This window comes from Rhodococcus sp. 1R11, from assembly GCF_004563845.1.
In the GTDB taxonomy this organism is placed as follows: Bacteria; Actinomycetota; Actinomycetes; order Mycobacteriales; family Mycobacteriaceae; genus Rhodococcoides.
This window is the reverse complement of the sequence record NZ_SPNG01000003.1, coordinates 134,354-152,833: the sequence shown is the minus strand read 5'-3', so window position 1 is coordinate 152,833 and position 18,480 is coordinate 134,354. Positions and strand designations below refer to the sequence as shown.

Here is an 18,480-nt window from a genome sequence, read left to right as displayed (position 1 = left end):
CCACTCTTTTCGAGGCCGTGAAGGACATTCGATAACCCATGCCGTTCGCGATCACGCAGAACTGTTGCAACGACGCATCCTGCCTGTCGGTCTGCCCGGTCAACTGCATTCATCCGACCCCCGACGAGCCGGATTTCGGTAAGACCGAGCTGCTCTACATAGATCCACGATCGTGCATCGACTGTGGTGCGTGTGCGGATGCGTGCCCGGTCGACGCGATCACCCGGGTGTCCCGGTTGACTCCGGACCAGCAGATCTACGCCGAGATCAACGCCGACTACTACCGCGACAAGCCGGCGGTTGCGGAGTGGGGTGAACCGCGCTTTCCGGTGGCGACGGTCAACGAGCTGCCTCCGGTCAGCATCGCCATCGTGGGCACCGGTCCGGCGGCCTGCTACACCGCCCAAGCCCTGCTACGCGTGCCGGGAACCACGATCACGTTCTACGACCGGCTGCCGACCGCAGGCGGTCTGGCGCGCTACGGCGTGGCACCGGACCACCTCGGCACTCGACGCATCAGCGAGCACTTTCGCGGAATCTTCGCGCACCCACGCGTGACGATGAAGCTCGGCATCGAGGTGGGCAAGGACGTCGATCACGTCGAGTTGGCTCGGAAGTTCGATTCCGTCGTCTATGCCGTCGGTGCCGACAAGGACCGAGCGCTCGACATCCCCGGTATCGATCTCGACAATTCGGTCAGCGCGCGCACGTTGGTGGGCTGGTACACCGGCCATCCCGACGTCCCTGCCGACGCCATCGACCTCACGGGCGTCGACCGCGTCACCATCATCGGCAACGGCAACGTCGCCCTCGACGCCGCCCGCATTCTCACCGCCGATCCCGATGGTCTCGACGGAACCGAGATCGCCCCGCACGCATTGGCCGAGCTCCGTCGCAATCGGGTACGCGAGGTGGTCGTGCTGGCACGGCGAGGACCGGAGTTCGCGGCATTCACGCGATCGGAGTGCAAGGCGCTCGTCGATCGCGCCGGCGTCGACGTCGTCGTGGCGGGACCGGACGGAATCGTCGACGCGATCGACAGACTGCCGCTGTCGGCTCCCGCGTCGGCGCTGGCCGGCGCGGTCCGAGTCGATCTCGGATCCGGCACGCACGGGCGTCGCATCGTGTTCGCATTCGGGCGGGCACCTTCTGCTGTGCACGGGCAGGGCTCGGTGGAGTCCATCGAGGTGGGTGTGGGTGAACACGCGGTCACTCTCTCGACGGAGCTGGTGCTCCTCGCGATCGGTTATCGCGGAACACCGTCCCCGGGCGTCCCGTTCGACGACATCACCGGCACCATTCGCAACGACGGCGGACGGATCACCGCTGCCGACGGCACTCCGGTTCCCGGCAGCTATGTGGTGGGGTGGGCCAAGCGCGGTGCGACGGGAGGCATCGGCGACAACAAGATCGACGCAGAGGAAACGGCCGAGGCGCTGCTGGCGGACGTCCCCACACGTGGCCCGGCCCGTCCGCTCGGTTGGTACGGCAAAGTGAGCGCCGCTCTCGGCGATCGGGTCTCGCGAGCTCGCTGACCGGCGGAATCCCCGTGTTCTGTTCGCTTTGTGTAGCAGTCTGATTCGAGTCTGCGCGATTCGTACGCACGGCGAGCTTCTCGGAGTTACCGTTGAGTATGGCTGAACGGGGGGCCAAGCCCCAGGTTTCTTTTGTGAGACGGACGATGCTGCGCGCAGTCCGGTCGTTGTTCAATCCGCTCCGGCCCGACGACTATCTGTCGATGATCAACCCGCTGTGGACCACTCGTGAGCTCCGCGGCAAGGTCGAACGTGTGGTCCCCGAGGGATCCGAGGCCGTGTCGGTGTACATCCGTCCCGGTTTCGAGTGGCAGGGTCACACGCCGGGCCAGTACGTACGGCTCGGGGTGCTCATCGACGGTCGCTATCACTGGCGGGCGTACTCCCTGACGTCCGATCCGGACCCGGAGGACGGGTTGGTCAGCGTCAGTCCCAAGCTGGTGCCGTCGGGGACCGTGTCGCCGTATCTGGTGGGCACCATCAGAACCGGTGACATCGTCCGGCTCAGCGAGGTCGAGGGTGAGTTCACGCTGCCCAGCCCGGTGCCGGACAAGATGGTGTTCATCAGCGCCGGCAGCGGCATCACGCCGATCATCAGCATGTTGCGCGCCCTCGATCACCATGATCAGGTGAAGGACGTGGTAGTCGTGCACTCGGTGCACAACCGTGAACAGTTGATGTTCGCGGACACGCTCGAGGAATTGGAAGCCGAGCACGACGGGCTGACGGTGAAGCTACGTATCACCAGTGACGAAGGTCGGATGAAGGCGTCGGAACTGGACGAACTGGTCCCGGATTGGCGTGAGCGAGAAGCATTCTGCTCCGGTCCGGGTGAGCATCTCGACGATCTGCGCTCGTACTGGAAAGACCAGGGCGAGTCGGAACGCTTCCACTACGAAAGTTTCCAGCCCGTCATCGGCGGTGGAGACGATGCCGGTGAGGGCGGAACCGTGCGCTTCGTCAACAGCGAGAAGGACGTCGAGTGCGACGGCGGCACAACGATTCTCGCCGCAGGCGAGGAAGCCGGCCTGGATTTGACGTACGGCTGCCGAATCGGCATCTGCCATACGTGCGTAGGTACCCTGAGGAAGGGGCGTTTACGTGACCTACGTAACGGGGATATCTCCGAACCTACGGGGCAAGCGGTTCGGATCTGTGTCAACACTGCTGAGGGCGACATCGAAATCGAACTCTGATCTTCCATTCGAACAGGGGAATGTATGTCTATCGACGAAACCACCAGGCGCGGCACCGATACCGATGAGCCGGTGAACCCGCTGGCGCACCTGAGCGACGAGACGATCGCCGAACTCGCCAAGGAGTTCGACGCCATTCACGACGAGGTGTACTCCAGCCTCGGTGACAAGGACCGCAAGTACATCACCTCGGTGATCGCAGCCCAGCGTCAGCTGCTGGTTGCCGGCCGCGTGCTGTTGCTCGGCTCCACCAGCAAGCCGGCGTGGCTGGCCGGTACCGCATGCCTCGGCATCGCGAAGATCCTCGAGAACATGGAGATCGGCCACAACGTCATGCACGGCCAGTGGGACTGGATGAACGATCCGGAAATCCACTCCTCCGTATGGGACTGGGACACCGCGTCCACCGCCAACTCGTGGAAGCACTCCCACAACTACGTGCACCACACGTACACGAACATTCGCGGCAAGGACAAGGATCTCGGCTACGAGATCATGCGTATCGATCCACGTCAGAAGTGGAGCCCGGTCTACCTGGCCCAGCCGTTCTACAACGTGCTGCTGATGGCGTTCTTCGAGTGGGGCGTGGCCCTGCACGATCTCGACATCGAGGCTATCCGTCGCGGAGAGAAGCCCGTCAAGGAGCTCGTCGAGGACCTCAAGGGCATCGGCGTCAAGGCACGGAAGCAGTTCGTCAAGGACTACGTGGGCTGGCCGCTGATCAGTGCCGGGGCATTCGCGCTGGCGCAGCTCGCATCGGGTGGTCGTTTGCCCGAGAGCAAGAGGTCTCGCCTCGCGTCCAAGCTGCGGGGATCCGCGCGATTCGGCAAGAACCGCCGGACGGCCGCCCTGTTGGACAGTCGCCTCAGTGGTGTCGAGAGCACGTTCCTCTCGACGGTGGCGGCGAACTTCACCGCCAACATCATTCGTAACGTCTGGTCGAATGCCATCATCTTCTGCGGTCACTTCCCGGACCAGGCCTACACCTTCAGCCAGGAAGAGGTCGAGAACGAGACCCGCGGCGGATGGTACGTCCGTCAGTTGGTCGGAGCCGCCAACATCGACGGCGGACCGCTGTTCCACCTGATGAGCGGCAACCTGAGCTACCAGGTGGAGCACCACCTGTACCCGGACATGCCCAGCACTCGGTACTCGGACGTCGCGCCGAAGATCAAGGACATCTGCGAGCGCTACGAACTGCCGTACAACACCGGACCGTTCTTCCAGCAGTGGGGCATGGTCCAGCGGACCATTGCACGGCTGGCGTTCCCGGGTGGCAAGGTTCGGCCGAAGCCGGGTCCCTACCGTCCCGAGGAGAGCTGGCGTCGGAAGTTCGCCGAGGGTGCCACCAAGGACAGTGAGGCCGCCAAGACTCGCGGTCGCGTACCGGCCGAGCATCCTGCGGCGGGACCGGAGCACAACTCCGGCGGCGTCGACGTCCAGCCGCCGCCCCGTGGCGACGACTAGATTTCGTTACCCACACAGCTGACAAGAACCGCGGCCACCCGACTTCCGGGTGGCCGCGGTTCTTCTGTGTGTCGGTCGTGGGCCCCTATGCCATGTCGACATCCTTGGTCTCGATCAGTCTCTTGGTGCAGACCAGACTCAGCACCGACAGCAGAGCCAGCATCACGCCGATCGAGATACTGCCGAACGCGGCCGTGAGCGGTGCGGCAAGCATCGGCGGAATCGCGCCACCGAGAACGCCGGCGAGGTTGTAGCCCAAACCGGCTCCGGTGTAACGGAATCGGGTCTGGAAGAGCTCCGGAAGCAGAGCTCCGGTCGGGCCGTACGCAACACCGAAGATTGCGAGCGTCACGCACATGCCTATCACGAACGCGACCGGTGAACCCGAGTCCAGCAATGGGAACAGTGCTATCGACCACGGCACCGCGACGATGCATGCCGCCATGATCACGCGCCGCCGGCCGACGCGATCGGAATAGGTTGCCGAGGTGGCGATGGCAATACCGAAGATCACCGCAGCACCTATCCCGGTGACCAACACGAACGGGCGGTCGAACCCGAGGGTCTTGGTGCCGTAGCTCGTCAGGTATGCGGTCCCCATGTAGAAGAAGGCGAAGAGGGACGACAATGCACCTGCCGCAGTGATGATTTCGCGCTTCTGGATGCGCCATGCGTCGAAGATCGGCAGTTTCGTCGGTGCGGAGTTCGCCGGAGCGTGCTCCTCGGCGAGCTTGTTGGCTCGAAAGACCGGAGTCTCTTCGATGGCCAACCGCATGTAGAGGCCGATGAGGACCAGAACAGCGCTGAGCAGGAACGGAATTCGCCACCCGTAGTTGAGGAAGGTCTCGTTGGTATCGCCGAACAGCAGGCCGGTGGCGAGGAAGGTCGCACTGGAGAAGATGAACGCGGCCGAGGGGCCCAGCTGGGGGAACATCGCATAGAACCCGCGCTTGCCGGCAGGTGCGTACTCGGCCGTGAGTAGCGTGGCACCCGCCCACTCGCCGCCGACGGCGAATCCCTGCCCGAATCTGAGCAGTACCAGAATGATCGGGGCTGCGACTCCGATGGTCGCTGCGCCGGGCAGGAGACCGATCGCGAAGGTGGACACCCCCATCAACAGCAGGGTCGAGATCAGGGTCTTCTTACGGCCGATGCGGTCGCCGAAGTGGCCGAACAGCACCGCACCGACGGGCCTGGCGATGAACGCGACGGCGAACGTCGCGAACGACGCCACGGTGCCCGCGGTCGATCCGAGCGCCGGGAAGAAAATCGTGGGGAAGACGAGCGCGGCGGCAGTGCCGTAGATGAAGAAGTCGTAGAACTCGATCGTGGTGCCGATGCCACTGGCAACCGCAACTCGGCGGACGCTCGTCTTCGTCTGCACCGCCGGTGGGGTCGGAGTGGCGACGCCCGGATCCTCGGGCGAGACAGCGGTCATGGTTCCTCCGTTTTTGTCGGGTATCGGGTATATGTGCGATACCGAATGCGACGAACGGTAGTGATCCGGGTCACCCGTGGGATACCCCCGAATGGGGGGAACGATGACCGCCCACCCGAGCTAGCCCCAGTGGGCGGTCTCCGCGGCTGCGCGGTAGGTGTTCTCGAGGAAAGCGAGCAGAAGCGCGTCGGGATCCTCTGCGGTGCGCACGGATTCGTACGGCAGTACGTACTCGCCGAGCTCACGATCGAAGTACGCGGGAGCGGTGACGGCCGGATGGCTGTCGTAGCCGTCCGGGTTCGGGTAGGCGTACGCGTAGAACGCGCCCTCCGCGGCTCCGCCCGGCCAGAACCCGGCGCTCGACACCTCGTCGCTGTATGCCTCGTGCATCACCCAGTCGGGACAGTTGGGAACGCCACCGGGATGTTGTGGTGCAGGCCTTCCGGAGAATCGTGTGACAGCGAGATCGAAAGCGCCCCAGAAGAAGTGGACCGGGCTGGATTTGCCGCGGAAGCCGGCTCGAAACTCCGAGAACACCCGATGAGCGCTGACGAGCGCTCGCCAGAACTTCTGGACGGCATCGGCGTCGTACGACGCGTGCTCGACGTCCTCGGCGAACGGTGTCGCGTGTGGCAGCTCGACCGGCACTGCCACGATCGGAGCCTCGACACCGAGCTGAGAGAGCAGATCGGTGTATTCGGCGTAGAAGTCCGCAACGGTTCGAGGCTCGAGCTTCATGGTTCGGCGCTCGCCATCGGTGGTGGCGAGGACCAGCTGATGCGCGAGAAAGTCGAAGCGAATCTCGAGGCCCCGATCACCGAGCGGCATCAGCGACGTCGTCAGACCCGACGCGTCGACGTACAGCGCAACTCCCCACCAGTGGTTGAGCGGGGGAGACAACGCCATTCGGGTCTTGCCGACTATCTGGGTCCACAGCTGCACCGTGTCGCGCGTGTCCGCCCAGCTGTCGACTCGAAGTTCGGGCCACGCGTCGTACGAACTCGTCATATGTCGATGATGCACGGCCGAGAGGAAGGAGACCATACCTGTGCCGAGACACCGGGGCGCAGCACCTCAGGCGCGCCTCAGAGTTCGTCGGTACCGTCGTCGGCAGCTGCAGTACGTCCGCAGCTCGTGAACGTGGAGGTGTCCGAGTTGTCCACCGACTCCAACCGAGGTGTTTTCGACGATGTTCGGGTCGCCGCCACCTACGTGGAATTCATGGGGCCCACCGACGGATTTCTCGATCGCGGTGAGGCCGCGGCATTGGTCGCCGCCGCCGACCTGGCCCGCGGCGTTCCGGTGCTGGACGTGGGTGTGGGCAGCGGCCGCACCACGCCGCTGCTGCGATTGCTCTCCGACAGATACGTGGCAATCGACTACGCGCCCAACATGATCGACGCCTTCCGGCAGAACTTCCCCGATCTGCCTGCGCACGTCGCCGACGCTCGTGACCTGGCGGCGTTCGAGGACGGTGAGTTCGGCTTGGTTGTCTTCAGCAACAACGGACTCGATACCGTGACCCACGAGCAACGCCAACGCGTGCTGGCCGAATTCGCGCGGGTGACCGACGAGACAGGCGTCGTGGTCTTCTCGACGCTCAATCGCGGTGGCCGGTCGTATCTGGAGAGCCCGTTTCAGTTACGGCGACCGACGACTCGGCCACAGTTCTCGCTGCGAGCACTTCTCGTCGCCATCGGACGTCGTCTGCTCGATCCATCTGCTCAGGTGCGGGGTGTGCGGAACTGGCTCGTCAATCGGTCGAAGGCCGAGGATCACCGATCGTGGGCTTTGGCCCCACTGCAAGCCCACGAATTCGCACTCGTCATGCACTTCTCGACCCTCTACGACGTCCGCACTCTGGTGGCCGGCGCCGGCCTCGAACTGCTCGCCGTCTACGGCGACGACGGCGAGCGCATCGCGCCGGACCGACACGAGTCCTCGGTCGACAACTTCACCGTCCTCGCGAAAAAACCTGCGCTGGAACGAAATTGACTGCGAGGTACTGAGCTCGGAAGCGCCGAGGTCACAGTCTTTCCAACGCGGCGGTCATTTTCTCCACGGTCTCCGGAGCGACCTTCGCCTCGAAGCCCGCCTTCAGGAACGGGCCGGCAACCTTTGCCGCACCGTTGAATTCGACGTGCGCGTGATAGTCGATTCGGGTCGCCTCGGGACCTTCGGCTGTCAGCGTGATGTCGTCGACACTGGTGGCCGTCTTGTTCTTCCCCTCGAGCACGATGTGATCGGGCTCGTCGGTGACCAACGTATATGTCAGTTCGGTAGTGACTCCGAACAACTTCGAGACGTTGTGCCACTGGGTTCCGGCGGCCACCGGGCCGTCGGAAATCTGGGTGCAGCTCTCGGTTCCCGGATCCCATGCCGTCGCATTGGAGAAGTCGCGCAGAAATGCCGCGGCCTTGTCGAGCGCGACAGCGGCGGTGAAGGTTCGGGTGACGTCGACCATGAGGTTCTCTCTTTCGATGGATCAGTTCTCGACGGTGACGCCGAGGTGTTCTGCGAGACGGCGCATCGTGCCGACGATCTGTTCTTCGGTCACCCGCGGAAAACCGGCCATCTTCCGGAACTCCGGATCGGTGACGCGTGACCAGTCGTAGACCTGCGTCAGTGCCGTACGACCCTCGGTCACGTCGTCGAGTTCCCACGACCATCGGGTGCCCCGCGGTTCCATGCCCTGGCGATTGGGAATCCAACCGATGCGTCGGTCCTGCTCGAACACGAACACGGTGTTCTCCATGACGTACTCGCCGAGCTCGGGCTGGTACATGTCCATCGCGAAGGTGTCGCCCACCGCGCGTAGCGGCGTCGGGTCGATCGCACCGCGCAGCATGTCCGAACCATCCACCGTCGCCTGCACCTGCGGATCTGCCAGTGCGGCGAACACGGTGGGAGCCGGTGCGTCGATCACGCGGCGGACGGTCAGTTCTTCGGTCATGGGGCCACGCTTTCCGGTTGATTACGCTGGCTACGCACTTACCCCCGCCGTCGCGGAAGGAAACTCCTGCCTTCCGACGGTTTTGCATTGCAGTGGACACAGCGACGAAACACCACCGCCACGAGGCATTCGTACAGTCGCCGAGTCGGACTCCGCACACACCAGGTGCGGAGCGCACCTTGCCAAGGGGTAGCCATGAGTGGAAATACCGTCCGCCTGCAGGCGATCAAAGACGTCGAGGCGTACGTGCCGCCTGCGGTCAGCTTCGTCGGAGACGAGAAGCCGGGCGAGATATTCGGTGAGAACGTCTTCAGCAAGGTCGTCATGCAGAAGCGACTGCCCAAGTCGGTGTTCAAGTCGGTGATGGCCACGATCGACAAGGGCAAGAAGCTCGACCCCATGGTGGCCGACGCAGTGGCGTCGGCAATGAAGGACTGGGCCCTGGAGAAGGGGGCGACGCACTACGCGCACGTCTTCTACCCCCTCACCGGGCTCACGGCCGAGAAGCACGACAGCTTCTTCGATCCCGTCGGTGACGGCAGTGCGCTCGCAGAATTCGCCGGCAAGACCCTGATCCAGGGTGAGCCCGACGCGTCGAGCTTCCCCAACGGCGGCCTCCGCAACACGTTCGAGGCCCGCGGTTACACCGGTTGGGACGTCACCAGCCCGGCGTACGTACTCGAGAACCCGAACGGCAACACCTTGTGCATCCCGACGGTGTTCGTCTCGATGACCGGTGAGGCTCTCGACCACAAAACGCCGTTGTTGCGTTCGCAGCAGGCAATGGGCGGACATGCCGAGCGCATCCTGAAACTGTTCGGACACGAGAACATCGAGAACATCGTGTCGTTCTGTGGCCCGGAGCAGGAGTACTTCCTCGTCGACCGACACTTCTTCCTCGCCCGTCCCGACCTGCTCAATGCGGGTCGCACCCTGTTCGGTTCGAAGCCGCCCAAGGGTCAGGAGTTCGACGACCACTACTTCGGTGCCATCCCCGAGCGCGTGCTCGGCTTCATGATGGACACCGAGCGCGAGCTGTTCAAGCTCGGTATTCCGGCCAAAACCAGGCACAACGAGGTTGCACCCGGACAGTTCGAGATCGCGCCGATGTTCGAGCGCGGCAACATCGCGGCAGACCACCAACAGCTGCTGATGACGACGTTCAAGACGATCGCGAAGAAGCACGGCATGGAGTGTCTGTTCCACGAGAAGCCGTTCGAGGGCGTCAACGGCTCGGGCAAGCACGTCAACTTCTCGCTCGGCAACTCCGAGCTCGGATCGCTGCTGGTACCCGGCGACAACCCGCACGACAACGCGCAGTTCCTGGTCTTCTGCGCCGCCGTCATCCGCGCGGTACACAAGTACGGTGGTCTGCTGCGCGCCTCGGTGGCGTCGGCCACCAACGATCACCGTCTAGGGGCCAACGAGGCTCCGCCCGCGATTATCTCGATCTTCCTCGGCGACCAGCTTGCCGACGTGTTCGATCAGATCGCCAAGGGCGCAGCTACATCCTCGAAAGGCAAGGGCACCATGATGATCGGTGCCGATACACTGCCCGTCCTGCCGACCGATCCCGGTGACCGCAACCGAACGAGCCCGTTCGCATTCACCGGCAACAGGTTCGAGTTCCGCGCACCCGGTTCGATGCAGACGGTCAACGGCCCGATGGTCACGATCAATACGATCATGGCCGAGGCGTTGGACTACATGGCGACCAACCTGGAGACGGCCGTCGCCGATGGCATCGACTTCGATACTGCCGTGCAGAATCTGCTGACCGAGATCATCACCGAACACGGCGCGGTGGTGTTCAACGGCGACGGCTACTCCGACAACTGGCAGATCGAGGCCGAATCGCGGGGACTGCCGAACCTGCGTACCACGCTGGACGCGTTGCCCGAGCTGATCTCCGAGTCGGCGATGGAACTGTTCGAGAAGTACAAGGTGTTCAACCACCGAGAGATGCACTCACGCTACGAGATCGGGCTCGAACAGTACGCGTTGACGGTGTTCGTCGAGGCGCGGTTGACGCTCGAGATGGGGCAGACATCCATCCTGCCCGCTGCCGTGCGCTACCAGACGGAACTGGCGCAGAACGTCAGTGCGCTGAAGGGTGCGGGCGTCGACGACGTGGACATGACTGCGCTGCAAGCAGTCTCGGATCCACTGTCGGAGCTGCGTGCAGCGTTGGCAACATTGAAGGGTGCCCTCGAAGCGGATCCGGGCGGCGACGCTCTGGCCGAGGCCGAGCATGCCAAGGACGAACTGCTGCCCTCGATGGCGGCTGTCCGTTCTGCGGCCGACACCCTCGAGGCAATGGTGGCCGACGATCTCTGGCCGCTACCGACGTATCAGGAGATGCTGTACATCTTGTGAGTGAGCAATGTCTCGGATCGGAATAGCTTCGTGGATCTCGATCGTTCGAGTGATCAGTGGCAAGGATTGTGCACGCACTCGTGAGGAGATAGAGATCCATGAAGTTGTTTTCCCCTTTGACGCTCGGCGACCTGAAGCTCGACAACCGGTTGGTGATGGCTCCGCTGACGCGGGTGCGCTCCGGCAAGGACGGTGTGCCGGGCCCCCTGGTCGTCGAGCATTACAAGCAGCGGGCATCGCTCGGTCTCATCGTCAGTGAAGGCACCTACCCGAGCCATGCCGGCCAGGGCTTCCCGGGTCAGCCGGGTCTGGTGACCGACGAGCAGATCGAGGGTTGGCGCAATGTCGCCGACGCAGTGCACGCCGACGGCGGGCTGATCTTCGCTCAGGTGATGCATGCCGGGCGGGTGACCCACGAGGCGACGACGGGTGGCCGTGAGGTCGTCGGGCCGAGCGCGATCGCGATCGATGGAGAGACTCATACGTACGAGGGCAAGAAGGCGTACCCCACCCCGCGCGCGCTGCGGGAGGACGAACTGCCGTCGGTGATTGCAGATTTCGTACAGGCCTCGAAGAATGCGATCGCTGCCGGTATGGACGGCGTCGAGGTTCACGGTGCCAACGGTTACCTGCTGCACGAGTTCCTCTCGCCCGCCTCGAACCAGCGTGACGACAAGTACGGCGGTTCGCCGGAGAACCGGGCGCGTTTCGTGGCCGAGGTGGTCGAAGCCGTGGCCGCGGCACTCGGAGCGGGCAAGGTGGGAATTCGCATCTCACCCGAGCACAACATCCAGGATGCGCTCGAGACGGATTCCGACGACGTGCGCGCCACCTACCGTGCGCTGGTCGAGCGGCTCGCACCGCTCGGTCTGGCGTACCTCAGTGTGCTGCACAAGGATCCGTCGGGCGAGCTGGTACAGGATCTGCGGCAGGCGTTCGGCGGGGCTGTGCTCGTCAACAGTGGCTTCGGTGAGATCACCACTCGCGACGAGGCTCTGTCGCTGCTCGACAACGGTATCGGTGACGCCATCGTCGTCGGCCGCCCGGCGATCGCGAACCCCGATCTCGCCTACCGCTGGCGCGAGGATCTGCCGCTGAACGAGCCGGATCCGAGCACCTTCTACACCGACGGTGCCAAGGGCTACACGGATTACCCGGCCCTGCAGCACTGAGAGTGCCTAGCGGCAGGAGTGGAGCCTGCGGAACGACCCGATGCGCAGTGGTGTGGTTGAGCGCCCCTGAGGGCTCGCAGGAGTGGAGCCTGCGGAACGACCCGAGAACAGAGCCACACCACTGCGCGGAGCGTACTCAGAAGTCGGCAGTCTTGCGGGCGCGGATCTTGCTGACGATCGAGAACACCACGGCGATGATCATCAGGGCGTAGAGCACGATGGTGATGCCGCTGCTGACCAGAATCGACGGGTCGCCCTCGCTGACGGCCAGTGCGCGTCGAAGTGATTCCTCGGCGAGTGGGCCGAGGATCACGGCGATCAACACCGGTGCGAGCGGAATGTCGTAGCGCCGCATCATGAATCCGACGATGCCGAGCCCCAGCATGAAGATCAGATCCACGATCGACGCACTCGACGCGTAGACGCCGAGGGCGGCGAACACCGAGATGCCGGCGTAGAGGTAGTTCTTCGGGATCTTCAGCAGCTGCGCCCACAGTGGTGCGAACGGCAGGTTGAGGATCAGCAGCACGATCATGGCCACGAACAGGCTCGCAAGTAGGGCCCAGACGATGTCGCCGCTGCGCTCGAACAACAGTGGTCCGGGCTGCATGCCGTACTGCTGGAATGCCGCCAACATGATGGCCGCTGTCGCCGACGTCGGCAGACCCAGCGCCAGTAGCGCTCCCATTGCCGTTCCGGCCGTGGAGTTTCCAGCAGCCTCCGGTCCGGCCACACCGCGGATGGCACCCTTGCCGAACATCGGCTTCTCGCGCTTGCGATCGAGCCGACGTTCGGTGCCGTAGGCCAGGAAGCTCGGTACTTCGGCACCGCCCGCGGGGATCACACCGAACGGCACCCCGAATGCCGTTCCACGCAGCCAGGCCGGCAGCGCGTCGCGGAATTCGGCCTTGCTCAGCCAGGGGCGGCCCTGCGATTTGATCAGGGTTCGGTCCTCGGGCCGTCCGATCTTCGACGCAATGTGGATGACTTCACCGAGAGCGAGCATCGCGACGGTGATGACGACGATGTGGATGCCGTCGAACAGGGCAGGTATCTCGAAGGTGAATCGTGAAGCGCCGGAGGGGCCGTCGATACCGATCACTGCCAGGGTGAGGCCGATGAGCAATGCGGTCAAACCCTTGAGCGCCGAGTCCGACACCACCGCCGACGTGGCGATGAAGGCGAACACCGCCAGTGCAAGGTATTCGGCTGGACCGAAGTTGGTCGCCAGGTCCGCGAGCGTCGGGGCGAAGAACACGACCAGGGTCGTCGCGACGATGCCGCCGATGAAGGCGCCGATGGCCGACGTGGCCAAAGCCTGTGGCGCGCGGCCGTTCTTGGCCATGCGATGACCCTCGAACGTGCCGGCGATGGCGGTGCTATTGCCCGGGGTGTTCATCAGGATGCCGGAGATCGAATCGCCGAACAGGCCGCCGAAATACACGCCGGCGAACATGATCAACGCGGCAGTGGGGTCGAGGGTGAACGTGACCGGCAGCAGCAGGGCCACCGCCATGGCAGAGCCGAGACCGGGCAGGACGCCCACGGCGGTGCCCAGCAACGCGCCGACGAACACCCACACCAGGTTCATCGGAGTCAGCGCGGTGCCGAACCCGTCGAGAAGATTGCTCAATGAATCCATCGGAAATTCAGCTCCGTCAGAAGATCTGGGCGAGGACGCCGCCGGGCAAGGTCAGGCCGAGGCCCGCGGAGAATGCGATCTGAATCGTGCTCGAGACCAGCAGTGCGACTGCCGCGTCGAACACGTAACGGCGACCGCCCAATCCGACCGACACACCCCAGAACAGAAGCGCGCCGGCGAGAACCCAGCCGAGTGGGTCGAGGAGGGCGATGAACACTGCCACCGATCCGACGGTGATGGACAGCGTGCGCCAATTGCTGACGGTGCCGGTGTGCGGCACTCCGTCGTCGTCGACCCCGCGGTCGATCTCGTCGGGCTTGACCATCAGCTGGATGGTGACCAACAGGGCAACCACGAAGCAGCCGCCGGCGACGATGGCCGGAAAGACCTGCGGTCCGGGGGAGGTGGCGGTGGGTGGAACCTCCATGGTGACGGTTCCGTAGACCAGAAACGCTCCCAGGGCGACGAGCAGCGCCGGAACGATCAGTCCACTGCGGCCCGTCCAGAAGGACCGGGACGTGCCTGTGTCGGTAGTCGTTGTTGTCATACCAGCCCCAGCTCTTCCAGAATTCCGGTGATGCGTGCCTGCTCGACCTCGAGGAATTCCCCGAATTCGTCTCCCGTCACCACCGATTCCTTCCAGCGGTTTCGTTCGACGGCGGTTGCCCACTGCTCGGTCTCGACCATCTCGGTGACGATGTCGACGAGCGTCTGCCGGTCCCCGTCCGAAATCCCTGGCGGCGCAACGATTCCGCGCCAGTTGACGAGGTCGACGTTGTAGCCCTGTTCGATGAAGGTGTCCACGTCGAATGCCTCGAGCGGCTCGGGCGCGGCCACAGCGAGTGCACGCACGTTGCCTGCCTCGATCTGGTCTCGGAAGTCGTTGAACCCACTGACCGCGACGCCGACGGTGTTCGAGAGGAGCGACGTCAGTACCTCGCCGCCACCGGAGTAGGCGATGTAATTGATTGCGGCCGGGTCGATGTCGGCTTCCTGCGCCAACTGACCCGCGACGATGTGATCGATTCCGCCGAGGGAGCCACCGCCGATCGGCAGCCCGCCGGGATTGGCCCGCCACGCCTCGATCATGTCTTCGAGGTTCTGGATCGGTGAATCCTTCGGGACAACGAACACCTCGAAGTCCTCGGCAAGTTTGGCGATCGGGACGGTGTCGGCCAACGTGGTCTCGGAGTTGTTGATCGCGATGCCGCCGAGCATGACGGTGCCGGTGATCATCACCGTGGTGGGCTGACCGCTGAGGTTCTCGAGTTGGCTCAGGCCGATGGTGCCGCCTGCTCCTGGAACGTTGACCACCTGCGCGTTGTTGACGATGCCGTCGCTGCGCAGCGCCTGCTGCGACTCGCGCGCGACCAAGTCCCAGCCACCGCCTGCGGCAGCGGGTGCTATCAGTGTCAATTTGGCGCGGGCGTCGGAGCCGCTGGCACTGCGAGCGGCGTCGATTCCGGCGACGGTGACTGCTCCCACCACCACCAGGGCTCCGGCCGTTCGTAGCAGGGTGGGCGATATCGCCATCAGAGACCTTTCGTGTGGTGTGTCACAGCGTCAGGTTAGATACAGTTTGTCTGATTAGTCCAGTTCACAAACATCGAGGGCGGCCTTCGGTGGATTCGAGCAACGGGAGAGATCGTGTCGGTAGGCAGCGCAGTGGCAGTAGCGATGAGCAACACCCCCGAGGGCCAGGAAGCGTTGCGACGTGGTGCCGCCGAGGCAGAGCTGCGTCAGGCCGAGCTGATCGTGTTGTCCGTGGTGGACCGCGATTCCGTGTCGGCGGAGGACCGTAGCGCGGCACAGGCAGAAGTGGAGCGCACGTTGCCGGGAGCGGCTACGACGGTGCGCGTCGAACCCGACGGTGGTGACCCGGCCGGTGCCCTGGTCGATCTCGTCGCCGACGTCGGTGCGGGGATGCTCGTCATCGGCTCGAAGCGTCGATCCGCCGTGGGCAAGTTCCTGATGGGTAGCACCGTTCAGCGCGTGTTGCTGGACTGCCCGGTCCCCGTCCTCGTCGTGAAAGCGCCGTGACCCGGTAGTATCGGACAAATCTCCCACCACTCGACCTCGAGGAATCATGGACAGCGATAAACCCGGGCCGGACACGGCTCCCCGCACTACAGCTACTACGTGCGAGGCGGTGTCCGGCGAATGAGCGTTCTGCTCACTCTTCTGCTCGGCCTGCTCGTCGTTTTTCTCATCACCGTCGCAACCGGTTACTTCGTTGCGCAGGAATTCGCGTACATGACCGTCGACCGGTCCCGGCTCAAGGCACGCGCCGAAGCCGGCGACGCCGTCGCAGCTCGCACGCTCGCCGTGACCAAGCGGACCTCGTTCATGCTGTCCGGTGCGCAGCTGGGCATCACTGTCACCGGCCTGCTGGTCGGCTATGTCGCCGAACCGCTGATCGGTCGGTCGTTCGGAGCGATACTGGGCGGCGTCGGTGTTCCGACAGCAGTCGGTGTCGGCTTGGGTGCCGTTCTGGCGATCACGTTCGCGACGTTCGTACAGATGCTTTTCGGTGAACTGTTCCCGAAGAACTTCGCCATCGCCCGCCCCGAGCCGGTGGCCCGATGGCTGTCGTTGTCGACGACTGTCTACCTCAAGCTTTTCGGTTGGCTCATCACGATTTTCGACCAGTCGTCGAACTTGTTGCTCAAAGCGCTGAAGATCGAGCCGGTGCACGATGTGGAACATTCGGCCAGTCCACGCGACCTCGAGCACATCGTCTCGGATTCGCGCGAAACCGGGGATCTGCCCGACGAGCTGTCGACGCTGCTCGATCGCATTCTCGACTTCCCCACGCGCAACGTCGAACACGCCATGATCCCACGTTCACGAGCAGCGACTGTCCGTGACACCGACACCCTCGGTGAGGTGAAAGCGCTGATGGGGCAGGAACATTCACGCTATCCCGTGCTGGACGAGGACGACGGCATCGTCGGCGTGGTCCACCTGCACGATGTGTTGGCCTCCACCGCTCCGGATTCGACCCCCATCGCAGGCCTCACCCGCGATGCACTGATTCTTCCCGAGATGCAGAGTCTGCCCGACGCGATGCGCGAGCTGCGGGCGACACGGAACCAATTGGCCTGTGTCATCGACGAATACGGTGGTCTCACCGGAGTGATCACCATCGAGGACCTGGCCGAGGAGCTCGTCGGCGAGATCACCGACGAGCACGACGACGGCGTACTCGACCCGAGCCCGGTCAGCGCCGACGACGGCAGCTGGACGATGGCGGGCGAGGTGCACGTCGACGAGGTCGAGCGTGCGATCGGGGTGGATCTGCCCGACGGTGACTACGAGACCATCGCGGGATTCGCTATCGCCCATCATGGTTCGCTACCCGACATCGGGACCCGAATCGAGGTCGATCTGCCGCCGGACAACGCCGATCTGGCCAACGACGACGAGACACCCATTCGATTCGTCACGATCGAGGTGCAGGAGATCGACAGTCACGTGCCGTCACTGCTCACCCTCACCATCGACGAGCGAGCAACCGAGCACGACAAGAGTTCGGCGGAGTCCGATACTGCAGGAGCGCACCGATGAGCAACCTCTGGGTCTTTCTGGCCGTCACCATCGGTCTGATCGCGGCGAGCGCGTTCTTCGTCGCAGTCGAGTTCGCTCTGCTCGCAGCCAAGCGGCATCGCCTCGAAGATGCTGCGCCGAACTCGCGATCCGCTCGGGCCGCTCTGCGCAGCTCCTCGGAGCTGACGGTGCTACTCGCCGGTTCGCAGCTCGGCATCACCGTCTGCACGCTCGCGCTCGGCGCGACCACCAAGCCGGCCGTGCACTACTGGCTCACGCCGCTGTTCGAGAGCATCGGCCTGCCCTACTGGTTCGCGGACGTCCTCGGCTTCGTCCTGGCCCTGATCGTCGTCACGTTCCTGCACTTGGTCGTCGGCGAGATGGCTCCGAAGTCCTGGGCCATCGCACATCCGGAAAAGTCGGCCACGATGCTCGCAATCCCCATGCGCGCGTTCATGTTTCTCACGCGTCCGGTGCTGACGGCCTTGAACAACATGGCGAACTGGTGCCTGCGCAAGGTGGGCGTCGAGCCGGCCGACACCGTGGGCACCGGGCAGAACGCGGACGATCTTCGTCAACTGGTGGAGCACTCGGTCAACGTCGGTGCGCTCGACGCCAGCTACCAGGCGCAGATTTCGGGAGCGTTGGAACTGCAGGATCTCACCGTCGGCGATCTGGTTGCCGGGAGCGGCACACCGACCTCGGTACCGTCGTCGGCGTCGATCGACGACGTGCGTGAGGCGTCCCGGATCAGCGGCCATCTGCGCATCCTCGTCAGTGACGACGAGGTAGTGAAAGGTGTTGTACACGTGCGGGATACGTTGACCGATCCCGAGAATCTGGCCGAGATCACGCGTCCGGCCTACACGCTGGACTCCACCACTCCGGTATATGTGGCGCTGGCGTCGATGCGGGAGACCCGGCACCATCTGGCGCTGGTGGTGGACGCGTCGGTCGGGGCGGGCGAGACGTCACGGACGGTCGGCGTGGTGACGCTGTCGGATGTGCTCACGCGCCTACTTCCCGAACCCGTCTGATCCGATATCGGACTTCGAACGAGACATCCCCGACCGGCCTGGACGGCCGATCGGGGATGTCTGTGTCGCATCGAGCCCGAATACTCAGATCGGGGCGACGACCAACAAGTGTGCCCAG

At 64.1% G+C, this 18,480-nt stretch carries 16 protein-coding genes; 9 read left to right on the top strand and 7 right to left on the bottom strand.

The window, feature by feature from the left end; all coding sequences use genetic code 11:
• The first annotated feature begins 38 nt into the window (after positions 1-38).
• The 3 genes from E4P29_RS06565 to E4P29_RS06555 all read left to right on the top strand — a co-directional run bounded on the left by E4P29_RS06565 (position 39) and on the right by E4P29_RS06555 (position 4,198).
• Positions 39-1,535, top strand: coding sequence for an FAD-dependent oxidoreductase (locus E4P29_RS06565; RefSeq protein WP_135042977.1), 1,497 nt, complete (start codon positions 39-41; stop codon positions 1,533-1,535).
• Positions 1,536-1,633: 98 nt separating this feature from the next.
• Positions 1,634-2,731 carry a ferredoxin reductase gene (locus E4P29_RS06560; RefSeq protein WP_167735397.1) on the top strand — a complete coding sequence of 366 codons (1,098 nt, stop codon included), beginning with the start codon at positions 1,634-1,636 and terminating at the stop codon, positions 2,729-2,731.
• A gap of 24 nt (positions 2,732-2,755) precedes the next feature.
• Positions 2,756-4,198 (top strand): acyl-CoA desaturase, encoded by a 1,443-nt coding sequence (locus E4P29_RS06555; RefSeq protein WP_135042975.1) that lies wholly within the window; start codon positions 2,756-2,758, stop codon positions 4,196-4,198.
• A gap of 85 nt (positions 4,199-4,283) precedes the next feature.
• Here E4P29_RS06555 and E4P29_RS06550 read toward each other — a convergent pair whose 3' ends face one another.
• Positions 4,284-5,636 (bottom strand): MFS transporter, encoded by a 1,353-nt coding sequence (locus E4P29_RS06550; RefSeq protein ID WP_135042973.1) that lies wholly within the window; start codon positions 5,634-5,636, stop codon positions 4,284-4,286.
• 120 nt (positions 5,637-5,756) lie between these two features.
• Positions 5,757-6,644 carry a DUF5996 family protein gene (locus E4P29_RS06545; protein ID WP_135042971.1) on the bottom strand — a complete coding sequence of 296 codons (888 nt, stop codon included), beginning with the start codon at positions 6,642-6,644 and terminating at the stop codon, positions 5,757-5,759.
• A 147-nt stretch (positions 6,645-6,791) separates the two neighbouring features.
• Here E4P29_RS06545 and E4P29_RS06540 point away from each other — a divergent pair, with 147 nt between their 5' ends.
• A complete protein-coding gene (locus tag E4P29_RS06540; RefSeq protein ID WP_135042969.1) occupies positions 6,792-7,631 on the top strand; it encodes a class I SAM-dependent methyltransferase in 840 nt (279 codons plus the stop codon).
• A gap of 31 nt (positions 7,632-7,662) precedes the next feature.
• On the opposite strand, the gene E4P29_RS06535 is transcribed toward E4P29_RS06540, so the two are convergent.
• Positions 7,663-8,100, bottom strand: coding sequence for an SRPBCC family protein (locus tag E4P29_RS06535; RefSeq protein WP_135042967.1), 438 nt, complete (start codon positions 8,098-8,100; stop codon positions 7,663-7,665).
• A 21-nt stretch (positions 8,101-8,121) separates the two neighbouring features.
• The gene (locus tag E4P29_RS06530; protein ID WP_135042965.1) at positions 8,122-8,589 is read right to left on the bottom strand and encodes an SRPBCC domain-containing protein; all 468 of its coding nucleotides are present in this window, start codon (positions 8,587-8,589) and stop codon (positions 8,122-8,124) included.
• A gap of 195 nt (positions 8,590-8,784) precedes the next feature.
• On the opposite strand from E4P29_RS06530, the gene E4P29_RS06525 reads away from it, so the two are divergent.
• Positions 8,785-10,965 carry a glutamine synthetase III gene (locus E4P29_RS06525; RefSeq protein ID WP_135042963.1) on the top strand — a complete coding sequence of 727 codons (2,181 nt, stop codon included), beginning with the start codon at positions 8,785-8,787 and terminating at the stop codon, positions 10,963-10,965.
• A gap of 98 nt (positions 10,966-11,063) precedes the next feature.
• A complete protein-coding gene (locus E4P29_RS06520; RefSeq protein ID WP_135042961.1) occupies positions 11,064-12,137 on the top strand; it encodes an alkene reductase in 1,074 nt (357 codons plus the stop codon).
• Between the two features lie 136 nt (positions 12,138-12,273).
• On the opposite strand, the gene E4P29_RS06515 is transcribed toward E4P29_RS06520, so the two are convergent.
• The 3 genes from E4P29_RS06515 to E4P29_RS06505 are packed head-to-tail and all read right to left on the bottom strand — an operon-like array spanning position 12,274 to position 15,312.
• Positions 12,274-13,779: a tripartite tricarboxylate transporter permease gene (locus E4P29_RS06515; protein WP_135042959.1), complete on the bottom strand. Its 1,506-nt coding sequence runs from the start codon at positions 13,777-13,779 to the stop codon at positions 12,274-12,276.
• Positions 13,780-13,795: 16 nt separating this feature from the next.
• The gene (locus E4P29_RS06510) at positions 13,796-14,326 is read right to left on the bottom strand and encodes a tripartite tricarboxylate transporter TctB family protein (RefSeq protein ID WP_135042957.1); all 531 of its coding nucleotides are present in this window, start codon (positions 14,324-14,326) and stop codon (positions 13,796-13,798) included.
• On the bottom strand, positions 14,323-15,312 hold the full coding sequence (locus E4P29_RS06505; RefSeq protein WP_135042955.1) for a tripartite tricarboxylate transporter substrate-binding protein: 990 nt from the start codon (positions 15,310-15,312) through the stop codon (positions 14,323-14,325). Before E4P29_RS06505 ends, E4P29_RS06510 begins: the two co-directional genes overlap by 4 nt.
• 114 nt (positions 15,313-15,426) lie before the next feature.
• Between E4P29_RS06505 and E4P29_RS06500 the strand changes: the two genes are divergently transcribed.
• The 3 genes from E4P29_RS06500 to E4P29_RS06490 all read left to right on the top strand — a co-directional run bounded on the left by E4P29_RS06500 (position 15,427) and on the right by E4P29_RS06490 (position 18,362).
• Positions 15,427-15,819, top strand: coding sequence for a universal stress protein (locus E4P29_RS06500; protein WP_245154192.1), 393 nt, complete (start codon positions 15,427-15,429; stop codon positions 15,817-15,819).
• Between the two features lie 120 nt (positions 15,820-15,939).
• Complete coding sequence (locus E4P29_RS06495) at positions 15,940-17,346, top strand: hemolysin family protein (protein ID WP_135042953.1); 1,407 nt, start codon at positions 15,940-15,942, stop codon at positions 17,344-17,346.
• Complete coding sequence (locus tag E4P29_RS06490; protein WP_135042951.1) at positions 17,343-18,362, top strand: hemolysin family protein; 1,020 nt, start codon at positions 17,343-17,345, stop codon at positions 18,360-18,362. Before E4P29_RS06495 ends, E4P29_RS06490 begins: the two co-directional genes overlap by 4 nt.
• Positions 18,363-18,480 lie beyond the last annotated feature (118 nt).